The organism is Salmonella sp. 32100201201700099SM, from assembly GCF_017572645.1.
GTDB lineage: Bacteria > Pseudomonadota > Gammaproteobacteria > Enterobacterales > Enterobacteriaceae > Salmonella > Salmonella enterica.
The window spans coordinates 1-21419 of sequence record NZ_JAGERQ010000019.1 but is presented as its reverse complement, the minus strand read 5'-3'; the positions used below and the strand labels follow the sequence as shown (position 1 = coordinate 21419).

Below are 21419 nucleotides of genomic sequence, written 5' to 3'. Positions count from 1 at the left end.
GCCCAGTGTAACATGTCAATCATATTCAGCCCGACACATTGCCACCGTATCTTCGATCAAACGGCGCGCGACGGTGCCCGGCGGCGGCAGTAGCGGCAGATCGTCATAACGGTACCAATTTGCTTCCAACAGTTCTTTCGGGTCGATGACAATCTCGCCGCTGTCATACTCCGCCATGAAAGCAGTCATCAGCGACTGCGGGAAAGGCCACGGCTGGGAAGTCACATAGCGCAGATTTTTCACCTTAATGCCGCTCTCCTCCATCACTTCACGCGCGACCGCCTGTTCTAAGGTTTCGCCGACTTCAACAAACCCGGCCAGCACGGTATGCACGCCGTTGCGGTGGCGAACGTGCTGGGCAAGGAGGATCGAATCCTCACGGCGGATCGCGACGATAATGCAAGGGGCGATTTGCGGGTAGTAACGCTCGCGGCAATGGCTGCACAGCATCGCCCATTCGGTTTTACTCGGGTGCATAGGGTGCCCGCAATAGCCGCAAAATTTATGCGAACGATAAAACTCCGCCAACTGTACGCCACGTCCCGCCAGTTGAAACAGCCCGGCATCCTGATCGATAACCTGGCGAACCGATCCCATATCATGACGTCGATGCTGTAACACCAGCCAGACGGGCTCGCCTTGCCATTCACCTATCCGGAGTGCGCGCTGCCCCACAAGATCGAAATTTGCCGCCAGCCCGTGTGGTAATTCCCCATACGGCAACCATAATTTTTGTTCATGGCTGACGATCCACCAGCCACTCTCTAATTTTTCAATTATACGATCCATAGCTATTGCACTACCTTTGCTTCACTGGCATGTTGTTAACATTATTTTTACATTCATGGCGAGCAGCCTTTATCTAACTTGCGGAGACAATCATGCTAAACCAGCTGGAAAACCTGACGGAGCGCGTTGGCGGAAGCAACAAACTGGTCGATCGCTGGCTGGATGTACGTAAGCACCTGCTCGTGGCTTACTACAATCTGGTTGGCATTAAGCCTGGCAAAGAATCGTACATGCGGCTGAATGAAAAAGCGCTGGATGATTTTTGTCAGAGCCTGGTCGATTACCTTTCCGCCGGGCACTTCAGTATTTATGAACGTATTCTCCATAAATTGGAAGGAAACGGTCAGCTTTTACATGCGGCAAAAATCTGGCCGCTGCTGGAAGATAATACGCAGCGCATTATGGATTATTACGACACCAGCCTGGAAACTGCCATCGATCACGATAATCGTCTCGAATTTCAACAAGCTCTGTCAGATATCGGCGAAGCGCTGGAAGCCCGCTTTGTGCTGGAAGACAAGCTGATTATGCTGGTGTTTGACGCGATGCACGACGGCGCCAGAGTCAAACGTCCCGCTTGAGTTCTGCGCGAGTAACGGGTAGTTTACTTCAGCCCCCTCTTCGGAGGGGCGGTTATCTTGTCGGAGTGCTAATTTTCCACAAAAGCGTTCGTGATGCGTCAAGGCGGCAAGTCGGTGAATCTCCAGGAGCTTACATAAGTAAGTGACTGGAGTGAGCGGACGAAGCCAACGAAGAGGCAGCGCGAAGGATGAAGTGGAAAAGGCTGAGACCGTTAATTCGGGATCCGCGGAACCTGATCAGGTTAATACCTGCGAAGGGAACAAGAGTAATTCTGCTTTATGCTGCTGCCTTTACGGGCGGCGCACATCCATTACTCCATCCGTCGTCTGACAAGCCACGTCCTTAATTTTTTGGAATGAGCTATGTCTACAACAACGTTAACCCGCCGCGAGCAGCGCGCTAAAGCCCAGCATTTTATCGATACGCTGGAAGGGACTGCCTTTCCCAACTCGAAACGCATCTACGTGACCGGTTCGCAGCATGATATTCGCGTACCGATGCGCGAAATTCAACTTAGCCCGACGCTCATCGGCGGCAGTAAAGACAACCCGCAGTTTGAAGAGAACGAAGCCGTACCGGTATACGACACCTCCGGCCCCTATGGCGATCCTGAGGTGGCGATTAACGTCCAGCAGGGTCTGGCGAAACTGCGCCAGCCGTGGATTGATGCACGCAACGATAGCGAAGAATTAGACGACCGTAGCTCGGCTTATACCAGAGAACGTCTGGCCGACGATGGCCTGGACGATCTGCGTTTTACCGGCCTGCTGACGCCAAAACGCGCCAAAGCCGGACATCGCGTGACGCAACTTCATTATGCCCGCCAGGGGATCGTCACTCCCGAAATGGAGTTCATCGCCATCCGTGAAAACATGGGCCGCGAGCGCATTCGTAGTGAAGTGCTGCGCCACCAGCATCCGGGCATGAACTTTGGCGCGCGCCTGCCGGAAAACATCACCCCGGAATTCGTGCGTGATGAAGTCGCCGCGGGCCGTGCGATTATTCCCGCCAACATCAACCATCCGGAATCGGAGCCGATGATTATTGGCCGCAACTTCCTGGTCAAAGTGAATGCCAACATCGGTAACTCGGCGGTCACCTCCTCTATCGAAGAAGAGGTGGAAAAATTGGTCTGGTCGACCCGCTGGGGCGCGGACACGGTGATGGACCTCTCCACCGGCCGCTATATCCACGAAACCCGCGAATGGATCCTGCGTAACAGCCCGGTACCGATCGGCACCGTGCCGATCTACCAGGCGCTGGAAAAGGTCAACGGGATCGCCGAAGATCTTACCTGGGAAGCGTTCCGCGACACGCTGCTGGAGCAGGCCGAACAGGGCGTCGACTACTTCACCATTCACGCGGGCGTGCTGTTGCGCTACGTGCCGATGACCGCCAAACGCCTGACCGGTATTGTCTCGCGCGGCGGTTCGATCATGGCGAAGTGGTGCCTCTCGCATCACAAAGAGAACTTCCTGTTCGAACATTTCCGCGAAATTTGTGAAATCTGCGCCGCCTACGACGTTTCCCTGTCGCTGGGCGACGGCCTGCGCCCCGGCTCCATTCAGGACGCCAACGACGAAGCGCAGTTCTCCGAGCTGCATACGCTGGGCGAGTTGACCAAAATCGCCTGGGAATACGACGTGCAGGTGATGATTGAAGGCCCGGGCCACGTGCCGATGCATATGATTCAGCGCAACATGACCGAAGAGCTGGAGAGCTGCCACGAAGCGCCGTTCTACACTTTGGGGCCGTTGACCACCGACATCGCGCCGGGCTATGACCACTTCACCTCCGGGATCGGTGCCGCGATGATCGGCTGGTTTGGCTGCGCGATGCTGTGTTACGTGACGCCGAAAGAACACCTCGGCCTGCCGAACAAAGAAGATGTGAAGCAGGGGCTAATCACCTACAAAATCGCCGCCCACGCCGCGGATTTAGCCAAAGGGCATCCGGGCGCGCAGATTCGCGATAACGCGATGTCGAAAGCACGCTTCGAATTCCGCTGGGAAGACCAGTTTAACCTTGCGCTCGACCCCTTCACCGCCCGCGCTTATCACGATGAAACCCTGCCGCAGGAGTCCGGTAAGGTCGCTCACTTCTGTTCCATGTGCGGGCCGAAGTTCTGCTCGATGAAAATCAGCCAGGAAGTGCGCGATTACGCCGCTGCACAAACCATTGAAGTCGGCATGGCGGATATGTCGGAGAGCTTCCGCGCCAAAGGCGGCGAAATTTATCTCAAACGGGAGGAAGCCTGATGTATCAGCCTGATTTCCCGACCGTACCGTTCCGCCTCGGGCTTTACCCGGTGGTAGACAGCGTTGAATGGATTGAACGCCTGCTGGAGGCGGGCGTACGCACGATCCAGTTGCGTATCAAAGATAAACGCGATGAAGAGGTGGAAGCCGACGTTATCGCCGCCATCGCGTTGGGGCGTCGTTATGACGCCCGGCTGTTTATCAACGATTACTGGCGGCTGGCAATGAAGCACAACGCCTACGGTGTACATTTGGGCCAGGAAGATCTCGAAACCACTGACCTGAAGGCGATTCAGGCGGCGGGGTTACGCCTGGGCGTATCGACCCACGATGATATGGAGATAGACATCGCACTCGCCGCTAAGCCTTCTTATATCGCGCTGGGTCATGTCTTCCCCACGCAAACCAAGCAGATGCCTTCCGCCCCGCAGGGGCTGGCGCAGCTGGTGCGGCATATTGAACGACTGGCGGATTATCCCACCGTGGCGATCGGCGGCATCAGCCTTGAACACGCTCCGGCGGTACTGGCGACCGGCGTCGGCAGTATTGCCGTGGTCAGCGCCATTACTCAGGCTGCCGACTGGCGCGACGCTACCGCGCAGTTACTGGCAATCGCGGGAGTGGGCGATGAATGACCGCGATTTTATGCGCTACAGTCGGCAAATCCTGCTCGGCGATATCGCCATTGAAGGCCAGCAAAAGCTGCTCAATAGCCATGTATTGATTGTCGGCTTAGGCGGATTGGGTTCGCCTGCCGCGCTGTATCTGGCGGGAGCAGGCATCGGCACACTGACGCTGGCGGATGATGACGATGTTCACTTGAGCAATCTCCAGCGGCAAATTCTGTTCACCACCGACGATATCGCGCGTTCAAAATCTCAGGTTGCCCAGCAGCACCTGACACGGCTCAACCCGGATATCGAACTGGTATCACTCCAGCAGCGACTAAAAGGCGAGGCACTGCGGCATGCGGTAGCGCGTGCCGACGTGGTGCTCGACTGTACCGACAACATGGCGACCCGTCAGGAAATTAACGCCGCCTGCGTGGCACTGAATACACCATTAATTACCGCCAGCGCCGTTGGTTTTGGCGGCCAAGTGATGGTCCTCACGCCACCGTGGGAACAAGGCTGTTACCGCTGCCTGTGGCCAGATGATGTGGAGCCTGAACGCAACTGCCGTACCGCCGGTATCGTCGGACCGGTTGTTGGCGTGATGGGCACCTTACAGGCGCTGGAAGCGATTAAATTACTCAGCGGTATTGAGACGCCCAGCGGAGAGCTACGCCTGTTTGACGGTAAAACCAGCCAGTGGCGCAGCCTGGCGCTGCGTCGTGCCAGCGGCTGTCCAGTATGCGGAGGGCAGCATGCAAATTCAATTCAATGATGAGCCGATGCAGTGCGCCGCAGGGCAAACCGTCAGCGGGCTGCTTATCCAGCTCAACCAGCTCAAACCGGGCGCAGCGTTGGCGCTCAATCAGCAGATCCTGCCGCGCGAGCAGTGGGAACAGCAAATCGTGCAGGAAGGCGACCAGATCCTGCTTTTTCAGGTTATTGCAGGGGGTTGAGATGTTACGTATTGCCGACAAAACGTTTGATTCACATCTGTTCACCGGTACCGGGAAATTTGCCTCATCGCAACTGATGGTCGAGGCAATTCGCGCCTCCGGCAGCCAACTGGTGACGCTGGCGATGAAGCGCGTAGATTTACGTCAGCACAACGACGCTATCCTGGCGCCGCTGATTGAAGCGGGCGTCACGCTACTGCCCAATACCTCCGGGGCGAAAACCGCTGAAGAGGCAATCTTCGCCGCCCAACTGGCGCGCGAAGCGCTGGGCACTCACTGGCTAAAATTAGAAATCCACCCGGACGCCCGTTGGCTGCTGCCGGATCCGATCGAAACGCTAAAAGCCGCCGAGGCGCTGGTGAAGCAGGGTTTTGTGGTGCTGCCCTACTGCGGCGCGGATCCGGTGTTGTGCAAGCGGCTGGAAGAGGTCGGCTGCGCGGCGGTGATGCCGCTCGGCGCGCCTATCGGTTCGAATCAGGGGCTGGAAACCAAAGCCATGCTGGAGATTATTATCCAGCAGGCCACCGTGCCGGTGGTGGTCGACGCCGGGATCGGCGTCCCCAGCCACGCGACGCAGGCGCTGGAAATGGGCGCTGATGCGGTGCTGGTCAACACCGCGATTGCCGTGGCGGACAATCCGGTGATGATGGCAACCGCTTTCCGTCTGGCGGTGGAAGCCGGATTACTGGCGCGTCAGGCGGTGCCGGGGAATCGTAGCACCTACGCCAGCGCCACCAGCCCGCTCACCGGATTTCTGGAGGCCCTGGCATGAAAACCTTCAGCGACCGATGGCGACAGCTGGAGTGGGACGATATTCGCCTGCGCATCAACGGTAAAACCGCCGCCGACGTGGAGCGCGCGCTGAACGCCGCGCATCTTAGCCGGGATGATTTGATGGCGTTGCTCTCCCCCGCAGCCGCCGATTATCTGGAGCCGATGGCGCAGCGGGCACAAAGGCTGACCCGACAACGCTTTGGCAACACCGTCAGTTTTTACGTGCCGCTTTATCTCTCAAACCTCTGTGCCAACGACTGCACCTACTGCGGCTTCTCAATGAGCAACCGCATTAAGCGTAAAACGCTGGATGAGGTGGATATTCAAAGGGAGTGCGATGCTATCCGTAAACTGGGCTTTGAGCATCTGTTGCTGGTGACTGGCGAACATCAGGCCAAAGTAGGCATGGACTATTTTCGCCGTCATTTACCGGCTATCCGCCGTCAATTTTCATCATTACAGATGGAAGTCCAGCCCTTGTCGCAAGAAAACTATGCGGAGCTCAAAACGCTGGGGATCGATGGCGTGATGGTTTATCAGGAAACTTACCATGAGGCAATCTATGCACAGCATCACCTGAAGGGAAAGAAACAGGATTTTTTCTGGCGGCTGGAAACGCCGGATCGGTTAGGCCGGGCAGGTATCGACAAAATCGGTCTTGGCGCGCTAATTGGTCTGTCGGACAACTGGCGGGTGGATTGCTATATGGTGGCGGAGCATCTGTTGTGGATGCAGAAACAGTACTGGCAGAGTCGCTATTCTGTTTCCTTCCCGCGTCTGCGTCCGTGTACTGGCGGTGTGGAACCCGCATCTGTGATGGATGAAAAGCAACTGGTGCAAACGATTTGCGCTTTCCGGTTATTGGCGCCGGAAATTGAATTATCACTCTCCACCCGCGAATCGCCGTGGTTTCGCGATAACGTGATCCCGTTGGCGATCAACAACGTTAGCGCCTTCTCGAAAACCCAGCCCGGTGGGTATGCTGACGATCATCCTGAACTTGAGCAATTTTCTCCCCACGATGCCCGTCGGCCTGAAACAGTAGCAAGCGCGTTAAGCGCGCAAGGATTGCAGCCCGTCTGGAAAGACTGGGACAGTTGGCTGGGGCGCGCTTCGCAAATGCGGTGAACCCGTATGTAAACGCATTAGTATTTCACGAGCGAGTACGTAATGTGAAAAACGGGAGATTGTTATCGATCTCCCGTTTTTTTATTTTGTCATCGTCAGCAACGGAAGCTGACCAGGGCAAAGTATCCCTTCCTCATTATTGCCCAGCCTTCACCCCTTCATCAGTAACTGACGACCGGGGGCTGGCCACTGGATTATCGAAATAACGGTGAACTTGAAGTTTTCGGGCAGCGTTCCTGACTGTAATTTCGCTGGCGGCCCCTCTTCCAACCGTGTCTGCTGATCGTTTTTGTCCATAAAATGATGCCCCAGAACAACGGGAATCAGGGGCGAACCCATCAGGGAAAAATGTGTTGCGGCCGGACGCCGATGGTAACGTTACTTGATGGAAAACGCATCTGGGCTGAGAAAAATTTAAGCCAGATGTAATCTGACAGATATCTGTATAAATAACCGGTAACTGTCAGATCAGGTCTGAGATAATACATATCATTTTACCTATACGCACTACATCCTCGGACATCTGGGATTGGTGTATTGTCCGGTTATAAAGTCGTCTGTGTGTTTTTTCGGCCTAAAGACCTTAATGGAATTAAATACTCCATTTAATAATTTAAAATATCCCGTGTAAACAATCAATAAAACAGGTTTATCATTTAATGTATGAACAGCAGGCATTTTATAATGGCGAGCCAATAGACTTTAATAACTTAGATTTATGGGATAAATTTAAAGTCACATTTGGATTCAACGTTACAGAAAAAATCAAACCCAATGGTAAAAAAACTTTCAATTTTGAGTATTGTGGATTTTCTACATTCATCACCCCGATTGATGGTTTTGGTGGGAAGTTACCAAAGTGGTTCTCAGAAAAACATAATGTAAGTGTCCCAACGCCTTATACATTCGGTCAAGACCCCATTCCTGGCGTCAATCTTTATCGTAATACAAAAGCAAAATTTGTTATGGCTAACGGTGGTAATAGTCTTCCCTGTGCGATGGCAAAATATAATGCAAAAACTGGACAATTTATTCATATAACCAGTGATAATGATTTTTCACCAATAATACGAGAAACAAGAGTCATGAAAAAATAATTCATTTATTCATTAAATTTATAATTACAGATAAAATCAAGAGCCAGCATGGCATTGAAAAATAAAATACGGTTTTTTTATCTGCGCTGGTTTTGACTTGATGAAAAATAACGGTGGCGACAATAATAATAAGACAATAAATAAATATAAGTAATGATTTATGGTGAAGTATATATAACGATAGAAACAATAAAAAAGCGGACAGAACGTTTGAAATGGTTATCTTTTTTGTAAATACCAAAAGACTAAACATTAAATAGATTAATGAAATAATCGCTGGCATTTTCTTTCCTTGTAGGCAAGCGACCCGGGATTCGGTATCCAGCATGAAGCTGGTGGAGGGATAAATACCCCTCCACCATTTAACGATTACTCGTTATCAGAACCGCCCAGACCTGCGTTCAGCAGTTCTGCCAGGCTTGCAGATGCATCTTCCGCAGTGACCTGCGGTGTTGCTAGCTGCTCGCCCGCGGCGCGACGGCGCATACGATCCTGGTGGTACGCGTAACCGGTACCGGCCGGAATCAGACGACCCACGATAACGTTCTCTTTCAGGCCGCGCAGTTCGTCGCGTTTACCCGCAACGGCTGCTTCGGTCAGGACACGCGTGGTCTCCTGGAACGATGCGGCAGAGATGAACGACTCGGTTGCCAGAGACGCTTTGGTAATACCCAGCAGATCGCGGGAGAAGGTAGCCCCCACTTTGCCGTTCGCTTCCAGCTCGCGGTTAGCGATCTTGACGCGAGAGTATTCAACCTGTTCGCCTTCCAGGAAGTCGGAACTACCGGCGCTTTCGATGGTCGCTTTACGCAGCATCTGACGAACGATAACTTCGATGTGTTTATCGTTAATCTTAACGCCCTGCAGACGGTATACATCCTGAACTTCGTTAACAATATAACGCGTCACAGCATGAACGCCACGCAGACGCAGAATGTCGTGCGGCGCTTCCGGACCATCGGAAATCACATCACCACGTTCTACACGTTCCCCTTCGAACACGTTGAGCTGACGCCATTTCGGAATCATCTCTTCGTACGGGTCACTACCATCAACCGGCGTAATCACTAGGCGACGTTTGCCTTTGGTTTCTTTACCGAAGGAAACGATACCTGCGATTTCCGCCAGAATGGCCGGCTCTTTCGGACGACGCGCTTCGAACAGATCGGCAACGCGCGGCAGACCACCGGTGATATCCTTGGTACCGCCGGATTCCTGCGGAATACGCGCCAGGGTGTCACCAGAACTGATCTGTACGCCATCTTCCAGCTGTACAATCGCTTTACCCGGCAGGAAGTACTGCGCAGGCATATCGGTACCCGGGATCAGAACGTCATTACCCTGAGCATCAACGATTTTCAGCGCCGGACGCAGATCTTTACCACCGGTAGTACGTTCAGCCGAATCCAGAACCACCAGCGAAGACAGACCGGTCAGTTCGTCGGTCTGACGCGTAATGGTCTGACCGTCGATCATGTCAGTGAAGCGGATGAAACCACTCACTTCGGTGATAACCGGCATGGTGTGCGGGTCCCAGTTTGCCACGGTTTCGCCGCCGGCAACCTGCTCGCCATCACCTTTCGCCATGACAGCGCCATAAGGCACTTTATAGCTCTCTTTGGTACGACCGAATTCGTCGATTAGCTTCAGTTCGGTGTTACGGGAAGTGATAACCAGTTTACCGCTGGAGTTCACAACCGACTTCACGTTGCTGAGCTTGATGCTACCTTTGTTTTTCACCTGGATGCTGGATTCAGCAGCCGCACGCGATGCCGCACCACCGATGTGGAACGTACGCATGGTCAGCTGTGTACCCGGCTCACCGATGGACTGTGCCGCGATAACGCCGATAGCTTCACCTTTGTTGATGATGTGGCCACGCGCCAGGTCACGACCATAGCAGTGCGCACATACACCAAAATCGGTATCGCAGGATACAACGGAACGCACTTTAACGGCGTCAACGGAGTTTGCTTCCAGCAGGTCACACCACTGTTCGTGCAGCAGCGTGTTGCGTGGAACCAGAATGTCCGCCGTACCCGGATTCAGCACATCTTCCGCCGTCACACGACCCAGAACGCGGTCACGCAGCGGCTCTTTCACGTCGCCACCCTCGATAACCGGGGTCATCAGGATACCTTCGTGCGTACCACAGTCATCTTCGGTCACCACCAGATCCTGCGCGACGTCAACCAGACGACGGGTCAGATAACCGGAGTTCGCGGTTTTCAGTGCGGTATCCGCCAGACCTTTACGCGCACCGTGGGTGGAGATGAAGTACTGGAGTACGTTCAGACCTTCACGGAAGTTCGCGGTGATTGGCGTTTCGATGATGGAGCCATCTGGCTTCGCCATCAGACCACGCATACCTGCCAGCTGACGAATCTGTGCCGCAGAACCACGCGCACCGGAGTCGGCCATCATGTAGATGCTGTTGAAGGAAACCTGCTGCTCTTCCTGGCCGTCACGGTTAATCACGGTTTCGGTTTGCAGGTTATCCATCATCGCTTTGGATACACGATCGTTCGCCGCAGCCCAGATATCGATAACTTTGTTATAGCGTTCGCCAGCGGTTACCAGACCAGACTGGAACTGCTCCTGGATCTCAGCAACTTCGGCTTCCGCTTCAGAGATGATCTCGTGTTTTTTCTCCGGGATGACCATGTCATCAATACCAACGGACGCACCTGAACGCGCTGCATAAGCAAAGCCGGTGTACATCGTCTGGTCCGCAAAAATAACGGTCGGTTTCAGGCCCAGAATACGGTAGCAAGTGTTCAGCATTTTGGAGATCGCTTTCTTGCCCAGCGCCTGGTTGACGATGGAGAAAGGCAGACCTTTCGGTACGATCATCCACAGAATGGCGCGACCAACGGTCGTGTCTTTCAGGCTGGTGTGCGCAACGAATTCGCCGTTTTCATCTTTTTCATATTCAGTGATACGCACTTTAACGCGCGCATGCAGAGAGGCCAGACCTGCGCGATAGATACGCTCAGCTTCTTTCGGGCCAGTCAGCACCATGCCTTCGCCTTTGGCGTTAACACAGTCACGGGTCATGTAGTACAGACCCAATACCACGTCCTGAGACGGAACGATGATAGGTTCGCCGTTCGCCGGAGACAGGATGTTGTTGGTAGACATCATCAGCGCACGCGCTTCGAGCTGGGCTTCCAGCGTCAGCGGTACGTGAACAGCCATCTGGTCACCATCGAAGTCGGCGTTATATGCCGCACAAACCAGCGGGTGCAGCTGGATAGCTTTACCTTCGATCAGTACCGGTTCAAATGCCTGGATACCCAAACGGTGCAGTGTTGGTGCACGGTTCAGCAGTACCGGGTGTTCGCGGATCACTTCGTCCAGGATATCCCAAACGACAGCTTCTTCGCGCTCAACCATTTTCTTCGCGGCTTTGATAGTGGTGGCCAGGCCACGCAGTTCCAGTTTGCCGTAGATGAACGGTTTGAACAGCTCCAGCGCCATTTTCTTCGGCAGACCGCACTGATGCAGACGCAGATATGGACCTACGGTGATTACAGAACGACCGGAGTAGTCAACACGCTTACCGAGCAGGTTCTGACGGAAACGACCCTGCTTACCTTTGATCATGTCGGCCAAAGATTTCAGAGGACGCTTGTTAGAACCGGTGATCGCACGACCGCGACGACCGTTATCCAGCAGGGCGTCGACCGCTTCCTGCAGCATACGTTTTTCGTTGCGTACGATGATGTCCGGCGCAGCCAGATCCAGCAGACGTTTCAGACGGTTGTTACGGTTGATCACGCGACGATACAGATCGTTCAGATCTGACGTGGCGAAACGACCACCATCCAGCGGAACCAGCGGACGCAGATCTGGCGGCAGAACCGGCAGAACGGTCAGGATCATCCACTCTGGCTTGTTGCCAGACTGTACGAAGGCTTCCAGCAGTTTGATACGCTTGGTCAGCTTTTTACGCTTAGTTTCGGAGTTGGTTTCGTTCAGCTCTTCGCGCAGAGTTTCACACTCTTGCTCCAGATCCATGCTCTTCAGCAGGGCCTGGATAGCTTCCGCACCCATCTTCGCGTCGAATTCGTCACCGAACTCTTCCAGCGCGTCCAGATACTGCTCTTCAGTCAGGATCTGTTGACGTTCCAGGTTGGTCATACCGCCTTCGATAACCACATAAGATTCGAAGTACAGTACGCGTTCGATATCACGCAACGGCATATCGAGCAGCAGACCGATACGGGACGGCAGCGATTTCAGGAACCAGATGTGAGCAGTCGGAGACGCCAGCTCGATGTGGCCCATACGCTCACGGCGTACTTTGGTCTGGGTCACTTCAACGCCGCACTTCTCACAAATAACACCACGGTGTTTCAGGCGCTTGTACTTACCGCACAGGCACTCGTAGTCTTTTACCGGCCCAAAGATACGGGCGCAGAAAAGGCCGTCACGCTCAGGTTTGAACGTACGGTAGTTGATGGTTTCCGGCTTTTTAACTTCACCGAAAGACCATGAACGGATCATGTCTGGCGAAGCCAGAGCAATTTTGATCGCATCAAACTCTTCGGTTTTAGTCTGCGCTTTCAGAAACTTTAATAAATCTTTCACGGATTTGCTCCCGTCGGAGTTAGCACAATCTGGTGTCGGGTTTTACCCCGACACCAGTGACCTGTTTGAGCGAGAATTACTCGTCTTCCAGTTCGATGTTGATGCCCAGCGAGCGGATCTCTTTCAACAGAACGTTGAAGGATTCCGGCATACCCGGTTCCATCTGATGGTTGCCGTCCACGATGTTCTTATACATCTTGGTACGACCGTTCACGTCATCAGACTTAACGGTGAGCATTTCCTGCAGGGTGTAGGCGGCGCCGTAAGCTTCCAGCGCCCACACTTCCATCTCCCCGAAGCGCTGACCACCGAACTGCGCCTTACCACCCAGCGGCTGCTGAGTAACCAGGCTGTAAGAACCGGTAGAACGCGCATGCATCTTGTCATCAACCAGGTGGTTCAGTTTCAGCATGTACATGTAACCGACGGTTACCGGACGTTCGAACTGTTCACCCGTACGGCCATCGAACAAGGTGATCTGACCGGAGGTCGGCAGGTCGCCCAGTTTCAGCAGCTCTTTGATTTCCGCTTCTTTCGCACCGTCGAACACTGGTGTGGCAATCGGCATACCTTTGCGCAGGTTTTCTGCCAGACGCAGCACTTCATCATCGCTGAAGGTGCTCAGGTCGACTTTCTGACGAACGTCGGCGCCCAGATCGTAAGCACGCTGGATGAATTCGCGCAGTTTCGCGACTTCCTGCTGCTGTTTCAGCATGGCGTTAATCTTGTCGCCAATACCTTTCGCAGCCATACCCAGGTGGGTTTCCAGAATCTGACCGATGTTCATACGAGACGGTACGCCCAGCGGGTTCAGTACGATGTCTACCGGCGTGCCGTTTTCATCGTAAGGCATGTCTTCGATCGGGTTGATCTTAGAGATAACACCCTTGTTACCGTGACGACCTGCCATCTTATCACCCGGCTGGATACGGCGTTTAACGGCCAGATAGACCTTCACGATCTTCAGCACGCCCGGCGCCAGATCGTCGCCCTGGGTGATTTTACGGCGCTTCGCTTCAAGTTTTTTCTCGAACTCGTGTTTCAGTTCGTCATACTGCTCAGCCAGTTGTTCCAGCTGATTTTGTTTCTCTTCGTCGGTCAGACCGAGTTCCAGCCAGCGGTCGCGCGGCAGTTTGTCGAGCTTCTCAGCTTCAACGCCGCCGGACACCAACACCGCACGGATACGGCTAAACAGGCCCGCTTCGAGGATCTGCAGTTCTTCAGACAGGTCTTTTTTCGCCTGCTTGAGCTGCATCTCTTCGATTTCCAGAGCACGTTTGTCTTTTTCTACGCCATCGCGAGTAAAGACCTGAACGTCGATAACCGTACCGGAGACACCGTTAGGTACGCGCAGAGAAGAGTCTTTAACGTCAGACGCTTTCTCACCGAAGATCGCACGCAGCAGTTTCTCTTCCGGCGTCAGCTGGGTTTCACCTTTCGGCGTTACCTTACCGACCAGAATGTCGCCGCCAGTCACTTCCGCGCCGATGTAAACGATACCGGATTCATCCAGTTTGGAGAGCGCAGCTTCACCCACGTTCGGGATGTCAGCGGTGATCTCTTCCGGCCCCAGCTTGGTGTCACGGGACACGCACGCCAGTTCCTGAATGTGGATGGTGGTGAAACGGTCTTCCTGGACAACACGCTCGGAAACGAGGATGGAGTCTTCGAAGTTGTAGCCGTTCCACGGCATGAACGCCACGCGCATGTTCTGACCGAGCGCCAGTTCACCGAGGTCGGTGGACGGACCGTCTGCCAGCACGTCGCCGCGTTCAACCGGCTCGCCCAGAGACACACATGGCATCTGGTTGATACAGGTGTTCTGGTTAGAGCGGGTGTATTTGGTCAGGTTATAGATGTCGATACCTGCTTCACCCGGGTACATCTCGTCTTCGTTAACTTTGATAACGATACGGGATGCATCCACGTACTGAACAGTACCGCCACGTTTAGCTACTGCAGTAACACCGGAGTCGACGGCGACAGCACGTTCCATACCGGTACCCACCAGCGGCTTATCAGCACGCAGAGTCGGAACCGCCTGACGTTGCATGTTCGCACCCATCAATGCACGGTTGGCGTCATCGTGTTCCAGGAACGGGATCAGGGACGCACCGACGGAGACCACCTGCTGGGTGGAAACGTCCATGTAGTCAACCTGGTCGCGGCTGAACAAGCTGGATTCGCCTTTGCTACGGCAGGTCACCAGATCTTCTACAAAGTGGCCTTCGTCATCCAGGTTGGAGTTCGCCTGAGCGATAACGTAGTTGCCTTCTTCGATAGCAGACAGGTAATGAATTTCGTCAGTAACCACGCCATCAACCACACGACGGTACGGCGTCTCAAGGAAGCCATATTCGTTAGTCTGTGCGTACACGGACAGGGAGTTGATCAGACCGATGTTCGGACCTTCCGGCGTTTCGATAGGACATACGCGACCGTAGTGCGTCGGGTGTACGTCTCGAACTTCGAAGCCTGCGCGTTCGCGGGTCAGACCGCCTGGGCCGAGTGCGGAGATACGACGTTTGTGCGTAATCTCAGACAGCGGGTTGTTCTGGTCCATAAACTGAGACAGCTGGCTGGAACCAAAGAACTCTTTCACTGCGGCGGAAATCGGCTTGGCGTTGATCATATCCTGAGGCATCAGGGTATCCAGATCGCCCAGAGACAGACGCTCTTTCACCGCACGCTCTACACGCACCAGGCCAACGCGGAACTGGTTTTCCGCCATTTCGCCGACGGAACGGATACGACGGTTGCCGAGGTGGTCGATATCATCCACTTCGCCTTTACCGTTACGGATATCGATGAGCTTCTTCATGACATCAATGATGTCGTCTTTGCTCAGGATACCGGAACCTTCGATTTCGTCGCGCAGCAGAGAACGGTTGAACTTCATACGACCCACCGCAGACAGGTCATAGCGGTCTTCGGAGAAGAACAGGTTCTCAAACAGGCTTTCAGCCGCTTCGCGTGTCGGCGGCTCACCAGGGCGCATCATGCGGTAGATTTCTACCAGCGCGCTCAGACGATCGTTAGTTGGATCGACGCGTACCGTTTCAGAAATGTACGGGCCGTGGTCCAGATCGTTGGTAAACAGCGTTTCGATACGCTTGTGGCCGGACTGGCTCAGCTTAGCCAGCAGATCCAGGCTCAGCTCCATGTTCGCCGCGCAGATCAGCTCGCCAGTAGATTCGTCAACGTAGTCTTTAGAGACGACTTTACCTGCGATGTACTCAACCGGAACTTCGATATGCTTGATATCGTCTTTTTCCAGCTGACGGATATGACGCGCGGTAATGCGACGGCCTTTTTCAACGTACACCTTGCCGTTAGCTTCGATATCGAACGACGCGGTTTCGCCGCGCAGACGTTCTGGAATCAGCTCCATCTGCAGCTTGTTGTCGCGAATTTCGAAGACGACTTTCTCAAAGAACAGGTCAAGGATCTGCTCAGTGGTGTAGTTCAGCGCACGCAGGATGATGGTCGCAGGCAGTTTACGGCGACGGTCGATACGCACGAACAGGTTGTCCTTCGGATCGAATTCGAAGTCCAGCCAGGAACCACGGTAAGGAATGATGCGCGCGTTATACAGCACTTTACCCGAAGAGTGAGTTTTACCTTTGTCGGAGTCAAAGAAGACGCCCGGACTACGGTGCAGCTGAGAAACGATAACACGCTCAGTACCGTTGATAACAAAGGTACCGTTGTCGGTCATGAGCGGAATTTCGCCCATGTAGACTTCTTGTTCTTTAATGTCTTTAACGGTGCCTTCCGGCGCTTCGCGCTCGTAGATCACCAGACGCAGTTTTACGCGCAGCGGTGCGGAATAGGTCACGCCACGGATCTGACATTCCTGAACGTCAAACACCGGTTCGCCAAGGCGGTAGCTGACGTACTGCAGCTCGGAATTACCGCTGTAGCTCTGAATCGGGAACACGGAACGGAAGGCTGCTTCCAGGCCGTACTGCCCTTCAGGATCTTGCTCGATAAACTTCTGAAACGAGTCAAGCTGGATAGAAAGGAGATAAGGTACATCCAGAACTTGTGGACGTTTACCAAAATCCTTACGAATACGTTTTTTCTCGGTATAGGAGTAAACCATAGGGTTCCTCAGCTCGCTGACAAGTCGACCCATCTGTCCTGCGGGGGACAGTTTGTGCAACACTATTTTGTTGACCGGAAAATGGATACTTTCCGCAATGCCTGTTGCTATCACGCTTAAACCATTTCATTGCGATTTACACAGAACGTACGCTCTGTCGCAGTATATTAAGTCGTCGATAGAAACAAGCATTGAAAGGCACAGCAGTAGTCAAACAGTGTGAAACGCTACTGGCGCCTTACAGCGCAAAAAGGCTGGTGACTAAAAAGTCACCAGCCATCAGCCTGATTTCTCAGGCTGCAACCGGAAGGGTTGGCTTATTTAACTTCAACTTCAGCGCCAGCTTCTTCCAGAGATTTTTTCAGTGCTTCAGCGTCATCTTTGCTCACGCCTTCTTTCAGAGCGGCCGGAGCAGATTCTACCAGGTCTTTAGCTTCTTTCAGACCCAGGCCAGTTGCGCCACGTACTGCTTTGATAACAGCAACTTTGTTAGCGCCAGCAGCTTTCAGAATTACGTCGAATTCAGTTTTTTCTTCAGCAGCTTCAGCCGGGCCAGCAGCTACAGCTACAGCAGCAGCAGCGGAAACACCGAATTTTTCTTCCATTGCAGAAATCAGTTCTACAACGTCCATTACGGACATAGCGGATACTGCTTCAATGATTTGATCTTTAGTGATAGACATTTAAATTGTTCCTGAATATCAGAATAAGTTTATACGTAAGCAAATGCTTGATAAAGACAACTGCGATTACGCAGCTTCTTTTGCATCGCGTACAGCAGCCAGTGTGCGAACCAGTTTGCCAGCCGAAGCTTCTTTCATGGTTGCCATCAGGCGTGCAATTGCTTCTTCGTAGGTCGGCAGAGTTGCCAGGCGGTCGATCTGAGACGCCGGGATCAGCTCACCTTCAAAGGCTGCAGCTTTGACCTCAAATTTTGCATTCGCTTTCGCGAACTCTTTGAACAGACGAGCAGCAGCGCCCGGGTGTTCCATAGAGTATGCAATCAGGGTCGGACCAACAAACGTGTCTTTCAGGCACTCGAACTGAGTACCTTCAACGACGCGGCGCAGCAGGGTGTTACGAACAACACGCATGTATACGCCAGCTTCACGACCTGCTTTACGCAGTTCAGTCATTTTATCTACAGTTACGCCACGGGAATCCGCAACTACTGCAGACAGCGCGCCTTTGGCTACTTCGCTGACTTCAGCAACAATCGCTTGTTTGTCTTGAAGATTTAAAGCCATTAGCTTTGCTCCTGGATGTTTGCCGGAACTCATGTTCCGGAACTCACTTCACTCATCTCAACGAGAAGAGCGTCTTAATACGGTGAGCAGAAACAAGCCAGAGTATCAAAAATAATCTTAGCGTTCTGTCACCGTCTACGCAGGGGATTAAGCCTCTTGCGAGACGCCTGCGGTCTTCGACGGAGGCCTGGATAGGCCAGGCTCCAACGAACAAATCTTTTCTATCCGTCGCTATTCAGCTTGTGACGGCGTTGGCTTCCTTCGTTCGCACCAGTCACATAGTTAACTATGCTCCTGGCGACTCACTAAGTTGCCGCCTTGTCACAACCCGAATACCTCGGATATACGTCTGCAACTAGCAGAATACGTGGGGGTAAGATTGTAGACAAAATCACCGCCCACGTAAAGACTAATCTTAGTTCGCAGATGCGCTCAGACCAGCCTGATCAACGGCAACGCCAGCACCCATGGTGGTGGAGATGCTAACTTTCTTGATGTACACGCCTTTCGCCTGGCTCGGTTTTGCTTTTTTCAGCGCAACCAGCAGAGCTTCCAGGTTTTCTTTCAGTTTGTCAGCGTCAAAGTCCACTTTACCGATGGTGGTGTGGATGATGCCGTTTTTGTCGTTACGGTAACGAACCTGACCTGCTTTAGCGTTCTTAACCGCTTCAGCAACGTTCGGCGTTACGGTACCGACTTTCGGGTTTGGCATCAGGCCGCGCGGACCCAGAACCTGGCCCAGCTGGCCAACAACGCGCATTGCATCCGGGGATGCGATAACAACGTCGAAGTTCATTTCGCCTTTCTTGATCTGGTCAGCCAGATCTTCCATACCTACCAGCTCAGCGCCAGCAGCTTTAGCTGCTTCAGCGTTCGGGCCCTGGGTAAATACGGCAACGCGAACAGAACGGCCAGTACCGTGCGGCAGTACAGTCGCGCCACGAACGTTCTGGTCAGATTTACGAGCGTCGATGCCGAGGTTAACGGCAACGTCAACGCTTTCGTTGAATTTAGCAGTGGCCAGCTCTTTCAGCAGGGCAATAGCTTCGTTGATGTCGTACTGTTTGGTCGCATCAACTTTTTCACGGATCACGCGCATACGCTTGGTCAGTTTAGCCATTTCTTAGTCCTCCACTACCAGGCCCATGGAACGTGCAGTACCTTCGATGGAGCGAGTCATCGCTTCAATGTCGGCACCGGTCATGTCGGCAGCTTTGGTCTGCGCGATTTCCTGCAGCTGAGCGCGGGAAATTTTACCTACTTTGTCTTTGTTCGGCTTGCCGGAACCAGACTTGATACCAGCCGCTTTTTTCAGCAGAACAGCTGCCGGAGGCGTTTTGGTAACGAAGGTGAAAGAACGGTCAGCGTAAACGGTAATAACAACCGGAATCGGCAGACCTTTTTCGATGGAATCCGTTTTTGCGTTGAACGCTTTGCAGAATTCCATGATGTTCACACCCTGCTGACCCAGTGCTGGACCAACCGGCGGACTCGGGTTCGCCATACCAGCTGCAACCTGCAGCTTGACATAGGCTTGTACTTTCTTAGCCATTCTAAATTCCTCGAATTGGGTAGTATCGCTTCAAAGAAGCTCCCCGTGATAAATATCGCTTTATGGGCATAAGGCCCATAAAAACAAAAGGCGCGAAATTGTATGTCAATTTCGCGCCCTATGCAACGATTAGATCGCTGCTTTTTTGATCGCAGCCTTACGCTTTCTCAACCTGGCTGAAGTCCAGCTCTACCGGGGTCGCACGACCGAAGATAGAAACAGACACTTTCAGGCGAGACTTCTCATAATCGACTTCTTCGACAACGCCGTTAAAGTCTGCGAACGGACCGTCGTTAACACGAACCATTTCACCCGGTTCAAACAACGTTTTCGGCCGCGGCTTATCGCCAACCTGCTGCAGGCAGTTCATGATCGCATCGACTTCTTTGTCGCTGATCGGCGCCGGACGGTCAGAGGTACCGCCGATAAAGCCCATCACACGCGGCACGCTGCGCACCAGGTGCCAGCTTGCGTCGTTCATGACCATCTGGACCAGAACGTAACCCGGGAAGAATTTGCGTTCGCTTTTGCGACGCTGGCCGCCACGGATCTCAACGACTTCTTCAGTCGGCACCATGACTTCGCCAAACAGCTCTTCCATATTGTGTAATTTGATATGCTCGCGCAGCGATGTGGCTACGCGGCCTTCAAAACCGGAAAACGCCTGAACGACGTACCAGCGCTTTTTAGGTGCTTCAGACATCTCAGAACCTCAGGCCAGTGATAAAGGATACCAGGCGAACCAGAATACCATCCAGTCCCCACAGGATCAGTGACATAACTGCGGTAACCGCAGCGACGATCAGCGTGGTGTGCAGCGTTTCCTGGCGAGTCGGCCAAATGACCTTACGGACTTCGGTTCTCGCTTCACGGGCAAAAGCAACGGTTGCTTTACCTTTTGTCGTCAACAGCGCGACACCACCCGCTGCAGCAATCAGAATTACTACGGCCAGCGCACGCAGCGGCAGCATCATGTCGCGATAGAGGTAGTTGCCGACGATTGCGACGATCAGCAATATGGCAACAACTATCCACTTCATCGCTTCCAGGCCGCGCCCGCTCCCTTGAGCTTCGGTATTCGCACTCATAAACCAACCTGTCAGAAGTATTCTACAAACATTTTCACCCCGCAATCGCGAGGCAAACCAAATCGAAACGCTTATTCGCCTTTCGGATTATACGCCCTCTACAGAGCCTGTCTCAGCAATGATTATGACAAATAAAATCACTGATGAGCCAGGTTCTGGTGTGAAAGCGTGCAAAAAGGGCATCAAATGATGCCCTTTTATTGCGCATTGCGTCAAATGTTATCAGCGATTAGCCGAGAACTTTAGCAACAACGCCCGCGCCAACAGTACGGCCGCCTTCACGGATTGCGAAACGCAGACCGTCGTCCATTGCGATCGGGTGGATCAGGGTAACAACCATTTTGATATTGTCGCCCGGCATTACCATCTCTACGCCTTCCGGCAGTTCGATGGTACCAGTCACGTCAGTAGTACGGAAGTAGAACTGCGGACGGTAGCCTTTGAAGAACGGAGTATGACGGCCGCCTTCATCTTTGGACAGAATGTACACTTCAGATTCGAACTTGGTGTGCGGCTTGATGGTGCCCGGCTTAGCCAGTACCTGACCACGTTCGATTTCTTCACGTTTGATACCACGCAGCAGAACACCTACGTTCTCACCGGCACGGCCTTCGTCCAGCAGTTTGCGGAACATTTCAA

General features: G+C 53.3%; 19 protein-coding genes, 2 pseudogenes and 1 riboswitch. Of the genes and pseudogenes, 9 read left to right on the top strand and 12 right to left on the bottom strand.

Annotated elements, in window-relative coordinates:
- Nucleotides 1-15: 15 nt before the first annotated feature.
- Entirely contained in the window at nt 16-789 is a 774-nt protein-coding gene (gene nudC, locus J4685_RS21915; RefSeq protein ID WP_000373958.1) for an NAD(+) diphosphatase, read from the bottom strand.
- A 92-nt stretch (nt 790-881) separates the two neighbouring features.
- Here nudC and rsd point away from each other — a divergent pair, with 92 nt between their 5' ends.
- From rsd to thiH, 7 genes are all read left to right on the top strand, one after another.
- On the top strand, nt 882-1370 hold the full coding sequence (gene rsd, locus J4685_RS21910) for a sigma D regulator (RefSeq protein WP_000934316.1): 489 nt from the start codon (nt 882-884) through the stop codon (nt 1368-1370).
- A 52-nt stretch (nt 1371-1422) separates the two neighbouring features.
- A riboswitch (TPP riboswitch) is annotated at nt 1423-1647 on the top strand.
- A gap of 86 nt (nt 1648-1733) precedes the next feature.
- A complete protein-coding gene (gene thiC / locus J4685_RS21905) occupies nt 1734-3629 on the top strand; it encodes a phosphomethylpyrimidine synthase ThiC (RefSeq protein ID WP_000108407.1) in 1896 nt (631 codons plus the stop codon).
- Complete coding sequence (gene thiE, locus J4685_RS21900; protein ID WP_000284646.1) at nt 3629-4264, top strand: thiamine phosphate synthase; 636 nt, start codon at nt 3629-3631, stop codon at nt 4262-4264. Before thiC ends, thiE begins: the two co-directional genes overlap by 1 nt.
- Nucleotides 4257-5015, top strand: coding sequence for a HesA/MoeB/ThiF family protein (locus J4685_RS21895; RefSeq protein WP_000999776.1), 759 nt, complete (start codon nt 4257-4259; stop codon nt 5013-5015). The genes thiE and J4685_RS21895 overlap by 8 nt, the downstream gene beginning before the upstream one ends.
- A complete protein-coding gene (thiS, locus tag J4685_RS21890) occupies nt 4996-5196 on the top strand; it encodes a sulfur carrier protein ThiS (protein WP_001166833.1) in 201 nt (66 codons plus the stop codon). Before J4685_RS21895 ends, thiS begins: the two co-directional genes overlap by 20 nt.
- Before the next feature lies 1 nt (nt 5197).
- Complete coding sequence (gene thiG, locus J4685_RS21885; protein ID WP_000944070.1) at nt 5198-5968, top strand: thiazole synthase; 771 nt, start codon at nt 5198-5200, stop codon at nt 5966-5968.
- Complete coding sequence (gene thiH / locus J4685_RS21880) at nt 5965-7098, top strand: 2-iminoacetate synthase ThiH (protein WP_000847484.1); 1134 nt, start codon at nt 5965-5967, stop codon at nt 7096-7098. Before thiG ends, thiH begins: the two co-directional genes overlap by 4 nt.
- A gap of 150 nt (nt 7099-7248) precedes the next feature.
- Here the strand turns inward: thiH and J4685_RS21875 are convergent, their stop codons facing one another.
- Nucleotides 7249-7437 carry a hypothetical protein gene (locus J4685_RS21875; RefSeq protein WP_011233230.1) on the bottom strand — a complete coding sequence of 63 codons (189 nt, stop codon included), beginning with the start codon at nt 7435-7437 and terminating at the stop codon, nt 7249-7251.
- Between J4685_RS21875 and J4685_RS22820 the strand changes: the two are divergent.
- Nucleotides 7420-7527 (top strand): annotated as a pseudogene (locus J4685_RS22820) (IS481 family transposase); the annotation flags it as partial. The gene J4685_RS21875 and the pseudogene J4685_RS22820 sit on opposite strands and share 18 nt — an antisense overlap.
- 345 nt (nt 7528-7872) lie before the next feature.
- Nucleotides 7873-8195: pseudogene (locus J4685_RS21870) on the top strand (cytoplasmic protein).
- 1 nt (nt 8196) lies between these two features.
- Here J4685_RS21870 and J4685_RS21865 read toward each other — a convergent pair.
- The 10 genes from J4685_RS21865 to J4685_RS21820 all read right to left on the bottom strand — a co-directional run.
- The gene (locus J4685_RS21865) at nt 8197-8523 is read right to left on the bottom strand and encodes a hypothetical protein (RefSeq protein WP_077905020.1); all 327 of its coding nucleotides are present in this window, start codon (nt 8521-8523) and stop codon (nt 8197-8199) included.
- 41 nt (nt 8524-8564) lie between these two features.
- Nucleotides 8565-12788 carry a DNA-directed RNA polymerase subunit beta' gene (gene rpoC, locus J4685_RS21860; RefSeq protein ID WP_000653968.1) on the bottom strand — a complete coding sequence of 1408 codons (4224 nt, stop codon included), beginning with the start codon at nt 12786-12788 and terminating at the stop codon, nt 8565-8567.
- A 76-nt stretch (nt 12789-12864) separates the two neighbouring features.
- Nucleotides 12865-16893 carry a DNA-directed RNA polymerase subunit beta gene (gene rpoB / locus J4685_RS21855; RefSeq protein ID WP_000263105.1) on the bottom strand — a complete coding sequence of 1343 codons (4029 nt, stop codon included), beginning with the start codon at nt 16891-16893 and terminating at the stop codon, nt 12865-12867.
- Nucleotides 16894-17210: 317 nt separating this feature from the next.
- Nucleotides 17211-17576 (bottom strand): 50S ribosomal protein L7/L12, encoded by a 366-nt coding sequence (gene rplL, locus J4685_RS21850; protein WP_000028882.1) that lies wholly within the window; start codon nt 17574-17576, stop codon nt 17211-17213.
- 66 nt (nt 17577-17642) lie between these two features.
- A complete protein-coding gene (rplJ, locus tag J4685_RS21845; RefSeq protein WP_001207203.1) occupies nt 17643-18140 on the bottom strand; it encodes a 50S ribosomal protein L10 in 498 nt (165 codons plus the stop codon).
- 415 nt (nt 18141-18555) lie between these two features.
- The gene (gene rplA, locus J4685_RS21840) at nt 18556-19260 is read right to left on the bottom strand and encodes a 50S ribosomal protein L1 (RefSeq protein WP_001096676.1); all 705 of its coding nucleotides are present in this window, start codon (nt 19258-19260) and stop codon (nt 18556-18558) included.
- A gap of 3 nt (nt 19261-19263) precedes the next feature.
- Entirely contained in the window at nt 19264-19692 is a 429-nt protein-coding gene (gene rplK, locus J4685_RS21835; RefSeq protein ID WP_001085926.1) for a 50S ribosomal protein L11, read from the bottom strand.
- A gap of 157 nt (nt 19693-19849) precedes the next feature.
- Entirely contained in the window at nt 19850-20395 is a 546-nt protein-coding gene (gene nusG / locus J4685_RS21830; protein ID WP_001287520.1) for a transcription termination/antitermination protein NusG, read from the bottom strand.
- A 1-nt stretch (nt 20396) separates the two neighbouring features.
- On the bottom strand, nt 20397-20780 hold the full coding sequence (gene secE, locus J4685_RS21825) for a preprotein translocase subunit SecE (RefSeq protein WP_001275691.1): 384 nt from the start codon (nt 20778-20780) through the stop codon (nt 20397-20399).
- Between the two features lie 229 nt (nt 20781-21009).
- A partial coding sequence (locus tag J4685_RS21820) for an EF-Tu/IF-2/RF-3 family GTPase (RefSeq protein ID WP_032206964.1) occupies nt 21010-21419 on the bottom strand: 410 nt, incomplete at its 5' end.